This is a genomic window from Parafrankia sp. EUN1f, from assembly GCF_000177675.1.
GTDB lineage: Bacteria > Actinomycetota > Actinomycetes > Frankiales > Frankiaceae > Parafrankia.
The window spans coordinates 1-14,259 of the sequence record NZ_ADGX01000197.1 but is presented as its reverse complement, the minus strand read 5'-3'; the positions used below and the strand labels follow the sequence as shown (position 1 = coordinate 14,259).

The following is a 14,259-nucleotide window of genomic DNA, read 5'->3' as shown; positions in this document are numbered from 1 at the left end:
CCCGGGAGTTCGGGGTGCAGGTCTGGGCCACCGACCTGTGGTTCAGCCCGGACGAACGCCTGGCCCGCCTCCGTGACGCCGGTGTCGATGACGCCGTGTTCCCACTGCGCGCCGACGCCCGTTCACTGCCGTTCGCCACGGACTTCTTCGACGCTGTGGTCAGCATCGACTCGTTCGTCTACTACGGAACGGACGATCTGTACCTGAACTACCTTTCCCGGTTCGTCCGGCCGGGTGGCGCGATCGGTATCGCCGGTGCCGGGCTCGTCGACGAGTTCGATGGTCCGGTACCGGACCATCTGCGCCCCTGGTGGGAGCCGAGCATGGCCTGCCTGCACTCCGCGGCCTGGTGGCGACGCCACTGGGAACGCAGCGGCGTCGCGGACGTCACCGTCGCCGACACCATGCCGGACGGCTGGCTGCGCTGGCTCGACTGGCACCGCACCGTCAACCCCGACAACACGGTGGAGATCGACGCGCTCACCGCCGACCAGGGCCGCCACCTCGGCTACGTCCGCGCCGTCGCCCACCGCCGCCCCGACGCGACCCCCGACGAGCCCATCACCGACATCCCCCTGACCTACACCGCCCACCCTCTCCTCCGCGACGACCCGCCGCCCGCTGACGCCGCCAGCCGGCGGTAGGCCTGCCCGCGCCGCCGTGGATCCGCGGGTACTGGGCGCGGACCGCGTCCAGGCGGGCGTTCGTCTCATCGACCTTCCAGAAGTTCCAGGCACCCGCGTTCGCGTCGGTGGCGTCCTTGGCCGCCGCCGACGGCGAGCCGAAACGCCCGCCCGATTCAGTGCGGACGCGCCCGGCGGCGAGCAGAGTCGCCCGGTGGTCGGTCCCGCGCCAGACGCTGCCGCGCTGAACGCGATCCGCTGCGGCGCAGATCAACCGGTTCGGTAGCCACGCCCCGGCGGCGAGCGCGGGCGGTGGGCGATACGAAGAATGGCGCGGCCTGCTCACCGACGCCAAAGTCCGCGCCGCGGGGCTACACGACGCGCGCCACACCGCGGCGACGATGCTGCTCGCGCTGAAGGTGCCCACCCGCGCCATCGGGGTTACGGACCGGTCGGAACGCTGGTCAGCAGGTTCTCCCGCGGAGCCGCGACCGTTGACGAAAGGCCGCGAACGAGGCCGAGGCGAGAATATGCGAAGAATTTCGCCGACTCAATGTCAGTTTATCCAGCGACGCCAAGATTTCACCTCACCACTCAGACTCCTCACCAGTTCACTGAAGAAGAAAGAGGAACGAGACGAAAGTGCACCTCTCATCCAAAGACTACCCGCAAATCGAGATAGTGCCTGATCCACAGATTTCCAGGAGCCACGAATCAACGGAAGGCACAGAACGACAACCCGACCACCGGCGTCGTCGCGGTACGGTGGAAGCGTTGCGAGCGGAAGGCGCGCAGGGATTCCTCTAGAATCCATCAGGCGAACTGCGATTGTTGGGTTACGCATGTAGGTGGCGATTTCGATAGCCGCAATATCTTCCCAGGGGATGAGCCAATCTTCTTTTCGTCACACAACCGCAATGCCACCCCTCCCTATTGTCGTAGACGAGGTCCGCATGGTTGAAATCCTTCTATAAACGACTATCCCAATCAGCCCGATGACGACAGAGAGCCCCGAAAAACCAGACTCGATCACGTTGCCAATCCAGAATAGACACAGGGCCACGAGAATCAGATACACTCGGCGATATCGCACTTGAAATCGTACTCCCGTGCCCGAATCCTCCCCTCCCTCCACCCGCAGCTTCAGCGAAGATTCCGCCTCGCGAAGGATTTCAGCTGCCCGTCGTAGCCTTTCAGAAGAAACATAAGCACCCGAGTGTGCCGCCTCATTTCGTACGTGACGCGCAAAGTCGAGCGCCTCGAAGGGTACATTTGTTTCACGAGCAAGCCACGTCAGCGTGTCGTAACCCTGTGCTGCAGTCTCGATTCTGGCCCACGTCTGGATAACCTCTATCGTCAACGACACAGAATTATCGCTCAAGGTTTCCCCACTTTTAGAGTGGCTTTTACGCGCTGGTTGTTGTCGGCGCTCGGCTTGGCCGGCCCGCGGCGCCGTGGAGCGACAGCGAAGGCCCGCGTCGAGTCCTGCGTGACCGTGGGATCACCGTTGTGTCTTTCGCTAGGCTGCCGTGCTGTCGGCGTGACGGAAGCGGGCGGCGAGATTTTCGATCTCCAGGTCGAGTTCGGTCTCTCGGTCCGCGCGGGCGGCCCGGTCGGCCTCGTTGATGCGTTCGGAGGCGATGCGGAAGTCGTGTTCAATCTGCTGGAGTTCGACGTCGTCGGCGGCGAGGGCTTGGCGGCTGCGGCGAGCGAGGTACCGTTCGTGGAGCCGTTGACCTTCTGCCGACTGGCGGGACACGAGGTCGTCGTATCTTGATCTGCCGCTCATCAGTTTGGTGAGCGCGGGTAGGCAGTCGACGAGCACGAGCAGGATCCGTAGCAGCCATTCCCCGGTGAGCACTGCGTGGCTCTGGTCAGCGAGCCGAGCGAGCGCGGCGGTCTCCTCGAGGAAGCCGATCCGCCCGTAGTGTTTCTGTTTCTTGTCGAGCTTGGCGTGTATGGCGTCGGCGAGCGCGGTGCGGTAGGTGGATTCCGCTTCCTGGATGCTACCGTCGGCTTTGTTGATCTCTTCGTTGAGTCGGCCGAGAGTGTTTTCGTCCTCTCCGATTCGGCTGGAGGTGAAGTACTGGTCGCGGAGGTTCCATGCCTGTTGGCACCGTTTGCCGTTTCCGGGAATCCCGGAGCGGGTGTGGTCGGTGGGGCTGGGGACGCCGCTGCATTCCTGTTGGGCGAATGTCTCCTTGCCGGCGAGGATGCCACGTCGTTCCTCGATCGTCCGGCGGAGGTTGTCGCGCTCCCTGATCTTCGCGGCTTTCTCGGTGCGTAGAGAGGCGGGTGATCCATGTAGGTCGGCGATCCGCAGGTCGGCGCATTCCGGGGTCCACACGAGCTCGCCGGAGGCGGGATTGCAGCGGTCCAGTGCGCTGCCGTAGGCCTCGAGGTCGCGACTCCGTCCGTTCAGGACCTCCTGGCGGATGTCCGAGCTGAAGACCCAGAGAACCATGGGCTCGGCGATGACCATGCCCATCAGCACCGAGATGAGGATCCGACCGGCGAACACCGTGAGCCTGGTCCTGCCGACCAGCCCATGGGTGCTCGTCACCAGCCAGCCGTCGAAGCTGAGGATCACGTAGCCCCAGAACATGCCTACCGGGATCAGGATCGGCCAGGGGACTCCGAGGGTTCGGCCGAGGGCGACCCCGAGGGACAGCGCGGCCAGCGACGCGGTGTTGACGACGATGGCGCCGAGCCGGGCATAACGGGGGCGTTCTTCCGGCACCCAGTCCAGGATGTCCTCGCTGACACCGACGATGGCGCGCAGTCGCCGGCCGGGACCGTGGTCCGGGCTGGCGGGCCGGAACGGGGGGGAGTCCAGGCTACTCAGGTCGTCCGGGACGATTGTGTGCTGATCGGTGAGACTCATCCGTCCTCTTCCCGGACGTCGGCGTAGTGGTCGGAATGTTCCGTGTCGGGGGCGCCGCCCGCGCGGAGCGTGGCGGGGTCGTCAAAAGCGAGCTGATCGCGTGTCGCGCCTCGGGGGGACTCGGCGGGCCATGGGGCTGTGGTGGGTACGAGCTCGCCCACCAGCCGATCGAGGTTCACGTTCACCAGATCGAAGTGCCCTCGCTTGGCGAACTCGCGCAGGAGCTCGAGCTTCACCTCGATCGCCCTGCGTGTGTCCGCTCGCGCGGCCTCCTCCAGGCGACGACGGTCCTCCCGTGCGAGCTGGCTCTCGATCTCGGCGTCCTTGCGCCGCTCCAGCCGCCGCCGCTCCTCGCCCTGGCGCGCCCGTTCGGCGTCGGCACGCTGCTCCTGGCGTAGCGTCTCCAGCTCCGCCCGGGCGCGGGCGGCGTCGTCGGCCGCCATGGCGTCCCGGCGTTCCTGGTCCGCGCGGATCCGCTCCGCGTACTCGCCGGCGCCGAGTTCTCCGTTGATGTGGGCGAGCAGCAAGGCGCTGCGGAAGTCGGACGCGACGACCGCCGCGGTCTTGCTGACCTCCGAGAGCAGGTGGCCGCGCCTGGCCTCGTCCAGGCGCAGTTCGGCGTACAGGCGTTCGGCCGCGATCTGCTGGTCGTGGTGGAGCTGTTCGACCGCCGAACGGTTCTGGAACCGTGTGTCCGCGGCGACGAAGACGTGTTCCTGTTCCTGGCGCAGGCCCCGAAGTCTGCTCTCCCCGCTGGCACGTTCGAGGTCGAGCATCTGGTCGAACTGCAGCCGTTCCGCGTCGAGGGTGTGGGTGTCGCGCAGGCCGCGCCGTCGCTTCGCCAGCTCCGCCAGTTCTGCCGGTGTGTGCACCTCGACGCTGACCAGCGTCACGGCGAGGCCCGGGACCAGCGGCGGCCGCACGGTGGTGAAGGCCCTGATCTGGGCGTTGACGTCCCTGCGTACCCCGTTGATCTGGGTGGTCGAGGCGTTGAGGCCGAGCTCGAAGATGCGGCGGTGGCCACGCAGGTACGTCTCGAGCGCCGCGGCGGCGCTGCGGATCCCCTCCCTGACCACGGTGACGGCGTTGTGGACTGTGCACGCGAACGTGACCAGCACCGGGAACTCGCTCGCCTCGACGGACGGGATCGCGAGCCGAACCTCGACCTGCGCGTCGTGCCGCATATCGACGACGCTGACGTGGCTGGCGTCGACCACTGTCGAGTGGTCCTGGCCCAGCTTCGCCGGGTCGAGCACGTACCCGCCGTCCACCCGGTAGACCAGAACCTGATGAGCGGCCGGCCGGGGTAGGTCCTCGCCCGCTCTCGTCCGATGACGCTGGATCAGGCCGCTGCGCCGCGCGGGGCTGAGCGCTCGTTCCTCGACAAGGGGGTAACCGGTGCTCATCACATCGTCTCCGTTCCGGCGAGGACCCGTACGAGCCTCGTCCGCGCGTCGTGTGGGTCGCCGAGCAGGCCCATCAGGTCGGACCGGAAAGCCTGCAGTTCCGCGGCGGTGAGGTCCCGCCGCAGCACGGCGCCCAGACCGGCCGCGATGCCGGTGCCGGTGCCGGTCCTTTCGAGCGCGGCCAGGGTGGCCAGGAGCGTCTCCATCCCGCTCTTCCGATAGCCGCGGTGGCGGAGGACACCGCGCCACAGCGCAGCGGCCAGGCTCGACTGGTCAGGGTGGGAGGACAGATAGGAACTGATCGTCGGCCGTCGGTCGATCGGGTCCCAGTGCGTGAGGACCGCGAGTGTCGTGCTCATCGTCAGCTCCCTGAGCCGAACGTCCGCGCCGCGCCGGACGAACTGGTCGAGGTGCCGTCCGAGCTTCCTGAGCACGACGGCCGCATCCTCGCCGGTGTGGGTCAGCGCGGCGAACAGGTTCGCCATGTCGTTCTGGGCCTGCGCCGACAACCGGGGGTCCTGAGTGATCAGCTGCCAAATCCGACGGACCGCCTCGGCGGGGTAGCACAGTCCGAGGTCGCCGCTGAAAGCCCGGAGCGCGGTGCGGCGTCGTTCGCTGTCGGGTTCGTTGATCCAGAGGATCGCTCGCCGTAGCGCGAAGCGGGCCAGCGTGTCCTCGAAACACATGGCCCACAAGGTGAAGGCGGCGGTGAGCTGACCGCGCGGTCCGATCGCCCCCGCGGCCCAGCGCTCGAGGTACTCGTGCTCGACCTCGTCGGTGTCGGTTCGCGCGAGGTCCGCGAGTCCGACAGCCACCTCGCGTGGGTCGCACTCGTCGAGCACCTCCTCCAGCCAGGAGCGCACCGCGTCCCAGAAACGCGAATCGTGTCGGCGGGACAGCTCCGCGACCACTCGCCGGCGGTAGCCCGCGGATCCGAACGCGACCGCATATCGGGCGTCCCCCCCGGTCTCCCGGGCCCGCACCGCGATCAGGCCACCGGGGTCGGTGAACGCCGCCCGGATCTCGGGGACACCGCCGACCGGACGGTCACGCGGGCTGGGGTCGTCGAGCGACGGACGCCCGCGGGCGAAGTGGGAATCAAGGCGTTCCACCAGCCGCTCGAACGACCGCCGGCTCTGGCCCACCGCGAAGCAGAGCACGGTGACCTCCGCGAGCTCCCGGTGGGTGAGCCCGCGGTCGAACCACGAGCCGACCTGGGACGCGGCGGCCGAGTCGAACACATCGAGCACACATTCGATGGACTCGCCCGCCCTGACTCGGCGCCCCACGTCCGCGACACCGGCCATGGTCCAGTCGTGCGGGATCACCTCCGCCAGCTGGCCGAGATCGAGTTCTGACAGTTCCGGCAGATGCGCCCGGAGAACCGTCTCCAGGGCGGGCCGTGACAGGCGCACATGCCCGACCACCTCGGATGTGGTTCTCACCGCGCGCTCACCGGCCGTGATGATCAGATAGGCGCCCGCGTCACGGATCCGGTCCCTCACGGCCCGCCATTCCACGTCCCCGCCGTGGGCGGCGGGTTCCGGGATGCGGTCGATCGTCAGATAGGCAAAGCCTCGTTCGTAGGTCCGTTCGGCATGATCCACGAGTGTGAGCACCGGGGGGAGCACGACGATCCGGCCGTCGGTGACCTCCCGCAGCAGTGCTATGGCGGTAGCCCGCCGCCCGACACCCTCCCGGCCTTCCAGGACTACGACATGGTTCTTCAGAAGCGCCGCAAGCGCGGTCGCGTACTCGGCGGAAGGCACATAGAAGTCCAGCGCCGCGCGCACGTCCCGGTCGTCGAGTCGACCGGTGATCCGCCGGCGGCCGACTGCCGCGGTCAAGGCGGAGCCGAACTCACCGCCTTGGGCGTAGACCGGAGCGTGGAAGGTCAGGTAGGACTGCGCCAGCAGGGTCCCCTCGCTCCCGGGCGGAGTTCGGTCACCGGCAGGCCGGTCATGTCCGGTGTTCTCCTCGTCGGCACGTTCCGGGCTCTGCCTGTCAGGTTCGCCGACGGCGACGCGGTCCGAGGGGGCGCGGTCGGCGGCGGCCAGTCGTGGCTCCGCGGACCCGTCGGCAGCCCGCGGGCGATGATCAGTATCGGATTCCGAAAGTGGCATTCTCGGCGGTCACCGTCTCGTGGAACTCGTTGTGGATGGTCGGGGTGGCCGAGGCCGGCTGCCGGGGCCTGTCCTTGGGCTGGGTCGCGGCCGCGGCCGCGGCCTCCTGAGGCTGGTCACGCCGATCGGCGGGCAGGTCCAGAACGGCCGGGTCGATGCCCGGCACCCAGATCCACGCCGGGGCGGTGTACTCCTTCACCTCGACGTGGACCTGGCGGAAGTCCGCCGGACGCAGCGTCGTGTGGCGTTGGGCGATCATCTCGTTGAACACCTGCGCCGAGACGACCACGGCCAGGTCCGCGCCCGAGGAACGGAGCGCCGCACGCACCGGAGCGCAGTCCACAAGGCGCTTGACCGCCACCACACCCTGCCCGGCCAGACCGTTGTCCGCCGGCGCGACCACGCCATGATGGATCGCGAGCCGGAGCCGCAACCGAGGCCCGGAACGGTCATCCTCGTTCCGTCGCGTCAGCGCCGCGCTCAGCTGCTGGACGAACTGGCCGACCACACGCCGCTCCGGCACATCCGGCGGCAGAACGGCGAGTTCCCCGTCACCTTCCGGGTGCCGGTCCCAACGCTCACGGGACACTCCGGCACCGTCGGACGCCCACTGCAGAACCGTCAGCAGATCTCGCTGGACGTCCATCTGCTGACGGTCGTCTCCCTGGCCGTAGCCCATCACGTCCACGGCGACGAGGACCGCTCGCCTGAAGGCTGACTCATCGCGCGACAACAAAAACACACTCCCTACAGAAATCAACACCACCAGCGGTGGCCGGCAGGCCGCCGCTGAGGAAGTAAATATCCGGCTCCCGACTCGATCCCCGAAAAAAGACGGGGTCACCGAGGCCCTGACAGCTGGACTGGATTCAGGCGCACCCCAAACAAGGGCGCCCCGCGGCCCCGCGGCCCCGTCGTGTCGCGAAGCGACAGACACTGTTCCGCTTTCGATATCAACCACGGCCAGCGAACTCCCATAAGGCAAAAGCGCCGAGGGTGTCACTTTGCATCCCGATCCGGACTTCCCGGGGGACACAGTACAGGCACCTCAGTGCAAGGCAAGTCGTGCACAGGACTTTCCCGCCACTTCCGCATCGAAGGGCAGGAAAAGGACAACATCGCTTCCGTGGAGCTGAATCCGGCAGGTTGCGACACCCGTGCGACAGATAATCGAGTCAAGATCATAGGAAACGGAGATGCGACGGAATCGGTGGCAAGCGACATTCCTGGCGTCCCACCACTGCTGGCAACTGGGGCCGGACCTGGCGAGACAGCCTGACTCACGCCCTTGCGCAAATGCGTCGAACCGCCGGGTGAACCTTTCCACACCCGCTACCGGCGATGGCATGACGGGGCGAGGAGCATGCAGCGAGACTGCTTCCAGTGCCTGCCACGTCGTTTGCGACTGGTCCCGTCTCGACAGCGATGCTCGGGGTGGACGGCGAAAGCCCTCCCGACGCACGGCTGAGGAGGCCGACCCGCGGGCGTATGGCGGCGCCGGGAGCTTAAGGTCACCGGTTGTCTCTGCTGCGGATTCTCCGCTCTCCCTGGAATGAGATATATCGGCTCCATGCCCGACGCATGGGGCCTCCACAACGGGCTCGCCATGCACTGTTGCGTTACGGGGAAGCTGGGCATGCCAGCGGGCTGGGGCGTCTGCCGGTCAGATAGCGGCAGCGAGTTCGGTGAACGCGGCGGCCAGCCTCGCCGTTTCAGCCCGCGCATCGGCCGGAGCCGTGCTACTCACGGTCGGGGACGGTCCGACCGCGGCCGACCGCTCACCGGGAACGATGATCGGGGACCATGGGTCGGCGCCCTGGTCGCGACCGGCTACCAGGTCTACACGATCAACCCGCGCTCCGCAGCCCGATACCGCGAACGGCACGTCACCTCCCGGGCGAAAAGCGACCCCGGGGACGCGCGGGTACTGGAGGACTCCGCATGCGCCGTCGCATGCCCGGAGAGGCCGTCTCCCCCTACCGGCACCGCCGCGACCGGCCCACCCTGCGCGCCATCGCCGAGGACCTCTCCGCCTGGCTCCGCCCCGACCTCGCCGCCCTGGAGCGCGCCGAACCCGCCATGCCAGTGGAGGACCGGGCCGCTGACACATGGGAACCGCTGTTCGCCGTCGCCGAGCACGCCGGCGGACCCGGGCCCGACCGGGCCCGCCGCGCACCGCCGAAGCCGACGAGGGAGACGAGAGCTCCCTACGGGTCCGTCTCCTGCTCGACTGCCGCCAGGCGTTCGGCCCGGACACCGAACTCCCCACCGCACGCCTGCTCCAACGGCTCAACAGCGACCCGGAAGCACCCTGGGCAGAGCAGGGCCCGGCCGGTCTCACCGGGCGCCGGCTGGCTGTCCTGCTCCGCGACTACGGCATCCTCCGCCAACATCCGCTTCCCCGACGGCACCCAGGCCAAGGGCTACGAACGCGCCGCGTTCACCGACGCATGGCCCGCTAGTGCCCACCCAAGGACATTCCCGCGGACGTCGCGTCCCAGCCGTCCCAAGCGTCCCCGCACTGGTCAGGCTGGTAGGCCGTCAGTCCCGGACGTACGGTCCGCAGACAGGCCTCGCTCCGCCATGAGCTCGTACATGAAGGCGGCGAGTGGCGGCTACTCCTCGCCGAGAATCCGTAGACCGTGATGATCCCTGAAGTACATGTAGTCCTTCAGGTTCAAGGTGGCGAGCGGCAGATTGTGGGTGAGGCAGCAGGCAGCGATCCACATGTCGTTGACCGGGCGGGGCTGTCCGGCCCGGGTGGCGGCCGCGGAGAGTAATACCCCAGGTAGCGGCGACCGCTTCCTCGCCGGGCAGTACAGGGATTCCTGAGAGCCAGTCGGCGAGTTCCTGACGTCGGCGACTGCCCCAGTCTCGCAGGTCGGTCCACTTCGCGAGCTCACCGAAGGTCACGAACGTGATCAATGGCCGGCGGCCGATCAGGCGGGTTGCCACGTGTCCGCTGAGCCTGCGCTTGTGGGTCAGGGAGGCGATGTCGGTGTCAAGATGACAGGCCGCACGGCGGCGGCTCAGGCAACGTCGCGACGACGCTCGGCACAGGTGAACGCGAGGAACTCGTCAAGCTCCTCGTCGGAATCGAAGGTGTCGGCGGCCAGGTCATCGAGGGACCGGATGGGTTGCGTGCCTCTCACGGCCAGGAGTTCCTCGACGGTGACCGTGGGGCGCAGCGGGGGGTACAGCGGATGGCCGATCTCTGGAGTGCTCATGGACCAGGCCTCCTCGCTGGCGTCTCCGGCTGGCTGCGAACTGGAACCAGCATACGGCGCGGTGCGCGGATCGCGCCCCGTGAGTGGCTGTAGCCCGAAGAAACCTTCACCTTGTCACACACATGGTGAATCCCATCAGCCGGCTCCACCTGGTCGATTATGATAACTTTCCGCACCGGAGTGTGCTAGTTCTGGCCCACTCTGTTGCCTTGGAGGGTTGATGGACGGCTGGACTGCAGCCTGGCTGCTCTGGGGTGTCATGTTCCTCGCGATCGAGCTGCCAGCCGTGTTCAACAAGACCGACGGCGACACCCTGTCCGAACATATCCGTGCGTGGTTCGCCCTGCGGGGGAAGCCGAAGGGTTGGCAGGTCCGCCGGCTGGCGCTGGCCGGGTTCTTTGCCTGGTTCATCGTCCACCTTTTCACCACCTGGGGGTGATATATGCGCAGGCCAGCCCAGATCCTTCGTGTCCCGGCCGAGTGTGATCGCGGGTTCACCTCCCACCCTTGTTGATGTGGAGCTTTGTTGATCGGTCTGGGTGCGACCGTGGCCGGGTGCCCCGTTGTCGCAAGGGTGGGCATCCGGTCCATGTCCGGAACGGTGTTCTCCTGGTCGGCGGGGTGGGAGGTCGGTGGTCCCGGCTATTCGAGGGCGGGCAGAGCGCGCAGCGAGTTGACCGCCTGGACGGCCGGTGATGCCCAGGGGTGATGGGCGCCCAGATGCAGCACGGTCTGGCGGGCGAGCCGGAACAGCCGGTGGCGTAGGTGTTTCGGCTCCCAGCGTCGGACTGGCTCGTCGGGCAGGGCGAGGAGCTGGGTCCAGGCGATCAGGTCGAGTGCGAGCGCGACCAGGGCGCACCAGATCTGGTTCTGGGTGAAGTCGTGCAGGGGCATGTCGGCCAGGCCGGTGTCATTGGCCCCGCGGATACGGCAGGACTACGTCACGAAGGTTTTGGCGCACGTCGACAGGCACGCGAGACCAGACCAGCCCTTCGTCCAGACCGCCCGGCCGGGGGTCAGACGGGAGCCGGGACGACAAGCAGCGGTGCGGATGTGGGCGAGCCCCGCACCGGTTGGCCTGGCCGGTCTCGCGTGACCGGTCGCGGTACCTTGCGAATCGATCCGCCGGCTGTGCCGATGCGGAGCTCGTGTGCACTCACCGGACGGGAGCAACCCGTCGTCTCTTACTTGATGCGCAGTATTTACTCACCGCAGCACCCTCTGGGGTGACCGGTGAAATCCTCACCGCACGGGCGCGACCTCCGTGCCTGACCTTGACTACCGCAGCAGCGGACGGTCACACCAAGCCCAAGATGGCGCATCCGTGCAGGTCAGCACGCGGCAAAACGCGGCGAGGCGAGTGCGTGGCGACCGGCTGGCGGGCGGAACCGAGTCCACGAGATCCCACGGTTCGTCATCTGCACATGCCAGCACGCGAAACCTAGACCGTCCGCCGCCGCAGCGGGCGGTCGCCCGCCGCGGTGCCGCTCATCGACCCAGGTCAGATGGATGCGCTGGCTCCGCAACAGGCGAGTCCGCGCCCTACGGGCGTGCACTGCAGCGACGAGTGTAGCAACGCCCTGAATTATCAGGCGACAAAACCCTACGGAAGGTGGACGAGTGTCTTGCCGGTATTAGCGCCGCGCATCATGGACAGGAAGGCTTCGACGGTTTTGTCGATGCCATCGAGGATGGTCTCTGCGGTGCGCAGCGAGCCGTCCTGCAACCAGTCGGTGGCCTGTTGGATGTAGTCGGTGGCGATGTCGTAGTGGTCGCCGACGTTCATGCCGCGCAGGGTGATGCGTTTGCCGATGGCGAGCGGCAGGTTACTCGGGCCGGGTAGGGGTTCGGTGTTGTTGTAGATGGAGATCGCACCGCACAGGGCGATACGCCCGTGCTGGTTCATCGCGCCGAGCGCGGCTTGGAGGTGGTCGCCGCCGACGTTGTCGAAGTAGACGTCAATGCCTTCGGGTGCGGCTTTGGTGAGCTGGCCGGGTAGGTCGCCTGCCCGGTAGTCGAGCCCGATGTCGTAGCCGAAGTCCTCGACGAGGCGCCGGGCCTTGCCGGGGCCTCCGGCCGAGCCGATGACCTTGGCGGCACCCAGGCGCTTGGCGATCTGGCCCGCGACTGACCCGACTGCGCCCGCGGCGGCGGAGACGAAGACGACGTCGCCTTGTCGGACCGGAGCGATGTGGGTGAGGCCGGCGTAGGCGGTAAGCCCGGTCATACCGAGTACGCCGAGGTAGGCCTGGGCGGGGGCGAGCCGGGTATCGAGCACCTCGACAGCGGCGGGGAGCAGCGCGTACTCGCGCCAGCCCAGGAAGTGCGACACGATTGACCCGACCGGCACGTTGTCGGCTCCGGAGGCGATAACGGTCCCGACAGCGTGGCCGGTCATGGCCTCACCGAGCTCGAACTGTGGGATGTAGGACTCCCCTTCGTCCATGCGCCCGCGCATGTACGGGTCGACCGACAGCCAGTCGTTGCGGACGAGGATGTGACCCGGTCCGGGGTCGGCGACCGTGGTGGTGACGGACACGAAGTCGGTCGGTTTGGGTTCGCCGATCGGGCGGGCGGCGAGATGCCAGGCACGGCTGGAGACCGGCATGGGAGACCTCCTGGGTCGCACGGGGAGAAAGACGGCATGGGGCGAAAGGGAGAGGGCGGCGCGGGTTCAGGGGGAGCCCAGGAGCAACATCGGCAGCTCCCGGTCGGTGCGGGCGCGGTATTCGGGGAAATGCGGCCAGGCCGTGTCAGCCGTCTTTCACAGTTCCGTCTTCACGGCGCCGGTCGCCTCGTAGAGCGCGATCTGGTCACGGCCCCGCCGGAACGGGCTGGGCTCGTACGCACCCGACAAAGTCATGATCGTCTCGGTTTCTAAATGGTCACGCCGAGCAGGGTGCCGCCGGTCGCGTCGATGGTCTGACCGGTGACCCACCGTGCGTCGGGGGAGGCGAGGAAGGCCACGACGTCCGCGATGTCGACCGGGTCACCGATCCGGTCGAAGGCCGACAGGGCGGCCGTGCGCTCCCTTAGCTGCGGGTCGGCGAGCCAGGGCGCGAGGTCGGTGTCGACGACGCCGGGCGCGACCGCGTTGACGGTGATGCCGCGCGGCCCGAGCTCCTGGGCGAGGGTGTGGGTCAGGACGTTGAGGGCTGCCTTGGTCATCGAGTAGGCGATGGTCATCGGGACGGCGATCCGGGCCGCCGCAGAGGTGATGTTGATGATCCGGCCACCGTCGCGGAGCCGGTGCAGGCCATGTTTGAGGATGAACAACGGTGCCTTGGCGTTGACCGCGAACATCTCGTCGAAGTCCTTCTCGGCGGTGTCACCGATGGCGGCGTAGGCGACGATCCCGGCGTTGTTGACGATGATGTCCAGGCCTGGCATGTCGGTGAACTCGGCCACGCCCCGGTCGAACGACTCCCAGAGCGCCGCGGCGTCGCCGGCCTCCCCGAACTTTGCCCGGATCAGGAACGCGCTGCCGCCGCCGCTCTTGATCGTGGCTACCGTCTGCGTGGCCGCTGCCTCGTCGCTCCCGTAGTGGACGGCGACCAGCGCGCCCTCCCGGGCCAGCCGTTCGGCGATGGCCTTGCCGATACCCCTGCTACCACCGGTGACCAGCGCGGTCTTGCCTACCAGCGTCCCCATGCCCACAGCCTTCCGAAGCGGTCGCTACAGAATTGGGACTGTAGCAGATTCTCTAGCGTTCGGTATAAAATTAGGATGTGGCAGCAGTCCGACGGGGACGACCCAGGGAGTTCGACCGAGCCGCGGCCCTTGATCACGCCCTGGTGCTGTTCTGGGAGCGCGGCTATGAGGCGACCTCCATCGCCGATCTCACGGCGGCGATGGGCATCGGCGCCCCGAGCCTGTACGCCGCCTTCGGTAGTAAGCGCGAGCTGTTCGACGAGGTCGTGCAGGTCTACGGCCAGACCCACCACGCCTTCATCGCAAGGGCGCTGATCGAGGAGCCGACCCTCAAGGCCGGCCTGG

11 protein-coding genes and 2 pseudogenes are annotated in these 14,259 nt (G+C 67.7%); 4 read left to right on the top strand and 9 right to left on the bottom strand.

Features of this window, described 5'->3' with window-relative positions; all coding sequences use genetic code 11:
* A partial coding sequence (locus FREUN1FDRAFT_RS34350; RefSeq protein ID WP_006544974.1) for a cyclopropane-fatty-acyl-phospholipid synthase family protein occupies positions 1-644 on the top strand: 644 nt, incomplete at its 5' end.
* On the opposite strand, the gene FREUN1FDRAFT_RS48330 is transcribed toward FREUN1FDRAFT_RS34350, so the two are convergent.
* The 5 genes from FREUN1FDRAFT_RS48330 to FREUN1FDRAFT_RS34330 form a co-directional block, all read right to left on the bottom strand.
* Positions 562-1,059, bottom strand: coding sequence for a hypothetical protein (locus FREUN1FDRAFT_RS48330; RefSeq protein ID WP_369809848.1), 498 nt, complete (start codon positions 1,057-1,059; stop codon positions 562-564). The two genes, FREUN1FDRAFT_RS34350 and FREUN1FDRAFT_RS48330, sit on opposite strands and share 83 nt — an antisense overlap.
* Before the next feature lie 1,083 nt (positions 1,060-2,142).
* Positions 2,143-3,507: a DUF4407 domain-containing protein gene (locus FREUN1FDRAFT_RS34345; RefSeq protein WP_006544973.1), complete on the bottom strand. Its 1,365-nt coding sequence runs from the start codon at positions 3,505-3,507 to the stop codon at positions 2,143-2,145.
* Positions 3,504-4,913 (bottom strand): hypothetical protein, encoded by a 1,410-nt coding sequence (locus FREUN1FDRAFT_RS34340; RefSeq protein ID WP_006544972.1) that lies wholly within the window; start codon positions 4,911-4,913, stop codon positions 3,504-3,506. Before FREUN1FDRAFT_RS34340 ends, FREUN1FDRAFT_RS34345 begins: the two co-directional genes overlap by 4 nt.
* Positions 4,913-7,036 (bottom strand): hypothetical protein, encoded by a 2,124-nt coding sequence (locus FREUN1FDRAFT_RS34335; RefSeq protein ID WP_006544971.1) that lies wholly within the window; start codon positions 7,034-7,036, stop codon positions 4,913-4,915. Before FREUN1FDRAFT_RS34335 ends, FREUN1FDRAFT_RS34340 begins: the two co-directional genes overlap by 1 nt.
* Complete coding sequence (locus FREUN1FDRAFT_RS34330) at positions 7,011-7,769, bottom strand: hypothetical protein (RefSeq protein ID WP_157475728.1); 759 nt, start codon at positions 7,767-7,769, stop codon at positions 7,011-7,013. Before FREUN1FDRAFT_RS34330 ends, FREUN1FDRAFT_RS34335 begins: the two co-directional genes overlap by 26 nt.
* A 1,070-nt stretch (positions 7,770-8,839) precedes the next feature.
* On the opposite strand from FREUN1FDRAFT_RS34330, the pseudogene FREUN1FDRAFT_RS42415 reads away from it, so the two are divergent.
* Positions 8,840-9,498: pseudogene (locus tag FREUN1FDRAFT_RS42415) on the top strand (DUF3631 domain-containing protein).
* Between the two features lie 567 nt (positions 9,499-10,065).
* On the opposite strand, the gene FREUN1FDRAFT_RS34310 reads toward FREUN1FDRAFT_RS42415, so the two are convergent.
* Entirely contained in the window at positions 10,066-10,263 is a 198-nt protein-coding gene (locus FREUN1FDRAFT_RS34310) for a hypothetical protein (protein ID WP_006544967.1), read from the bottom strand.
* Between the two features lie 220 nt (positions 10,264-10,483).
* On the opposite strand from FREUN1FDRAFT_RS34310, the gene FREUN1FDRAFT_RS34305 reads away from it, so the two are divergent.
* Complete coding sequence (locus tag FREUN1FDRAFT_RS34305; protein WP_006544966.1) at positions 10,484-10,702, top strand: hypothetical protein; 219 nt, start codon at positions 10,484-10,486, stop codon at positions 10,700-10,702.
* Between the two features lie 203 nt (positions 10,703-10,905).
* On the opposite strand, the pseudogene FREUN1FDRAFT_RS34300 reads toward FREUN1FDRAFT_RS34305, so the two are convergent.
* The 3 genes and pseudogenes from FREUN1FDRAFT_RS34300 to FREUN1FDRAFT_RS34290 form a co-directional block, all read right to left on the bottom strand.
* Positions 10,906-11,193: pseudogene (locus FREUN1FDRAFT_RS34300) on the bottom strand (transposase); the annotation flags it as partial.
* Between the two features lie 673 nt (positions 11,194-11,866).
* On the bottom strand, positions 11,867-12,871 hold the full coding sequence (locus FREUN1FDRAFT_RS34295; protein WP_006544964.1) for an NADP-dependent oxidoreductase: 1,005 nt from the start codon (positions 12,869-12,871) through the stop codon (positions 11,867-11,869).
* A gap of 269 nt (positions 12,872-13,140) precedes the next feature.
* Positions 13,141-13,914, bottom strand: coding sequence for an SDR family oxidoreductase (locus FREUN1FDRAFT_RS34290; protein ID WP_006544962.1), 774 nt, complete (start codon positions 13,912-13,914; stop codon positions 13,141-13,143).
* Between the two features lie 143 nt (positions 13,915-14,057).
* Here FREUN1FDRAFT_RS34290 and FREUN1FDRAFT_RS34285 point away from each other — a divergent pair.
* Positions 14,058-14,259 (top strand): TetR/AcrR family transcriptional regulator (locus tag FREUN1FDRAFT_RS34285; protein ID WP_006544961.1); only part of this gene is annotated, 202 nt, incomplete at its 3' end.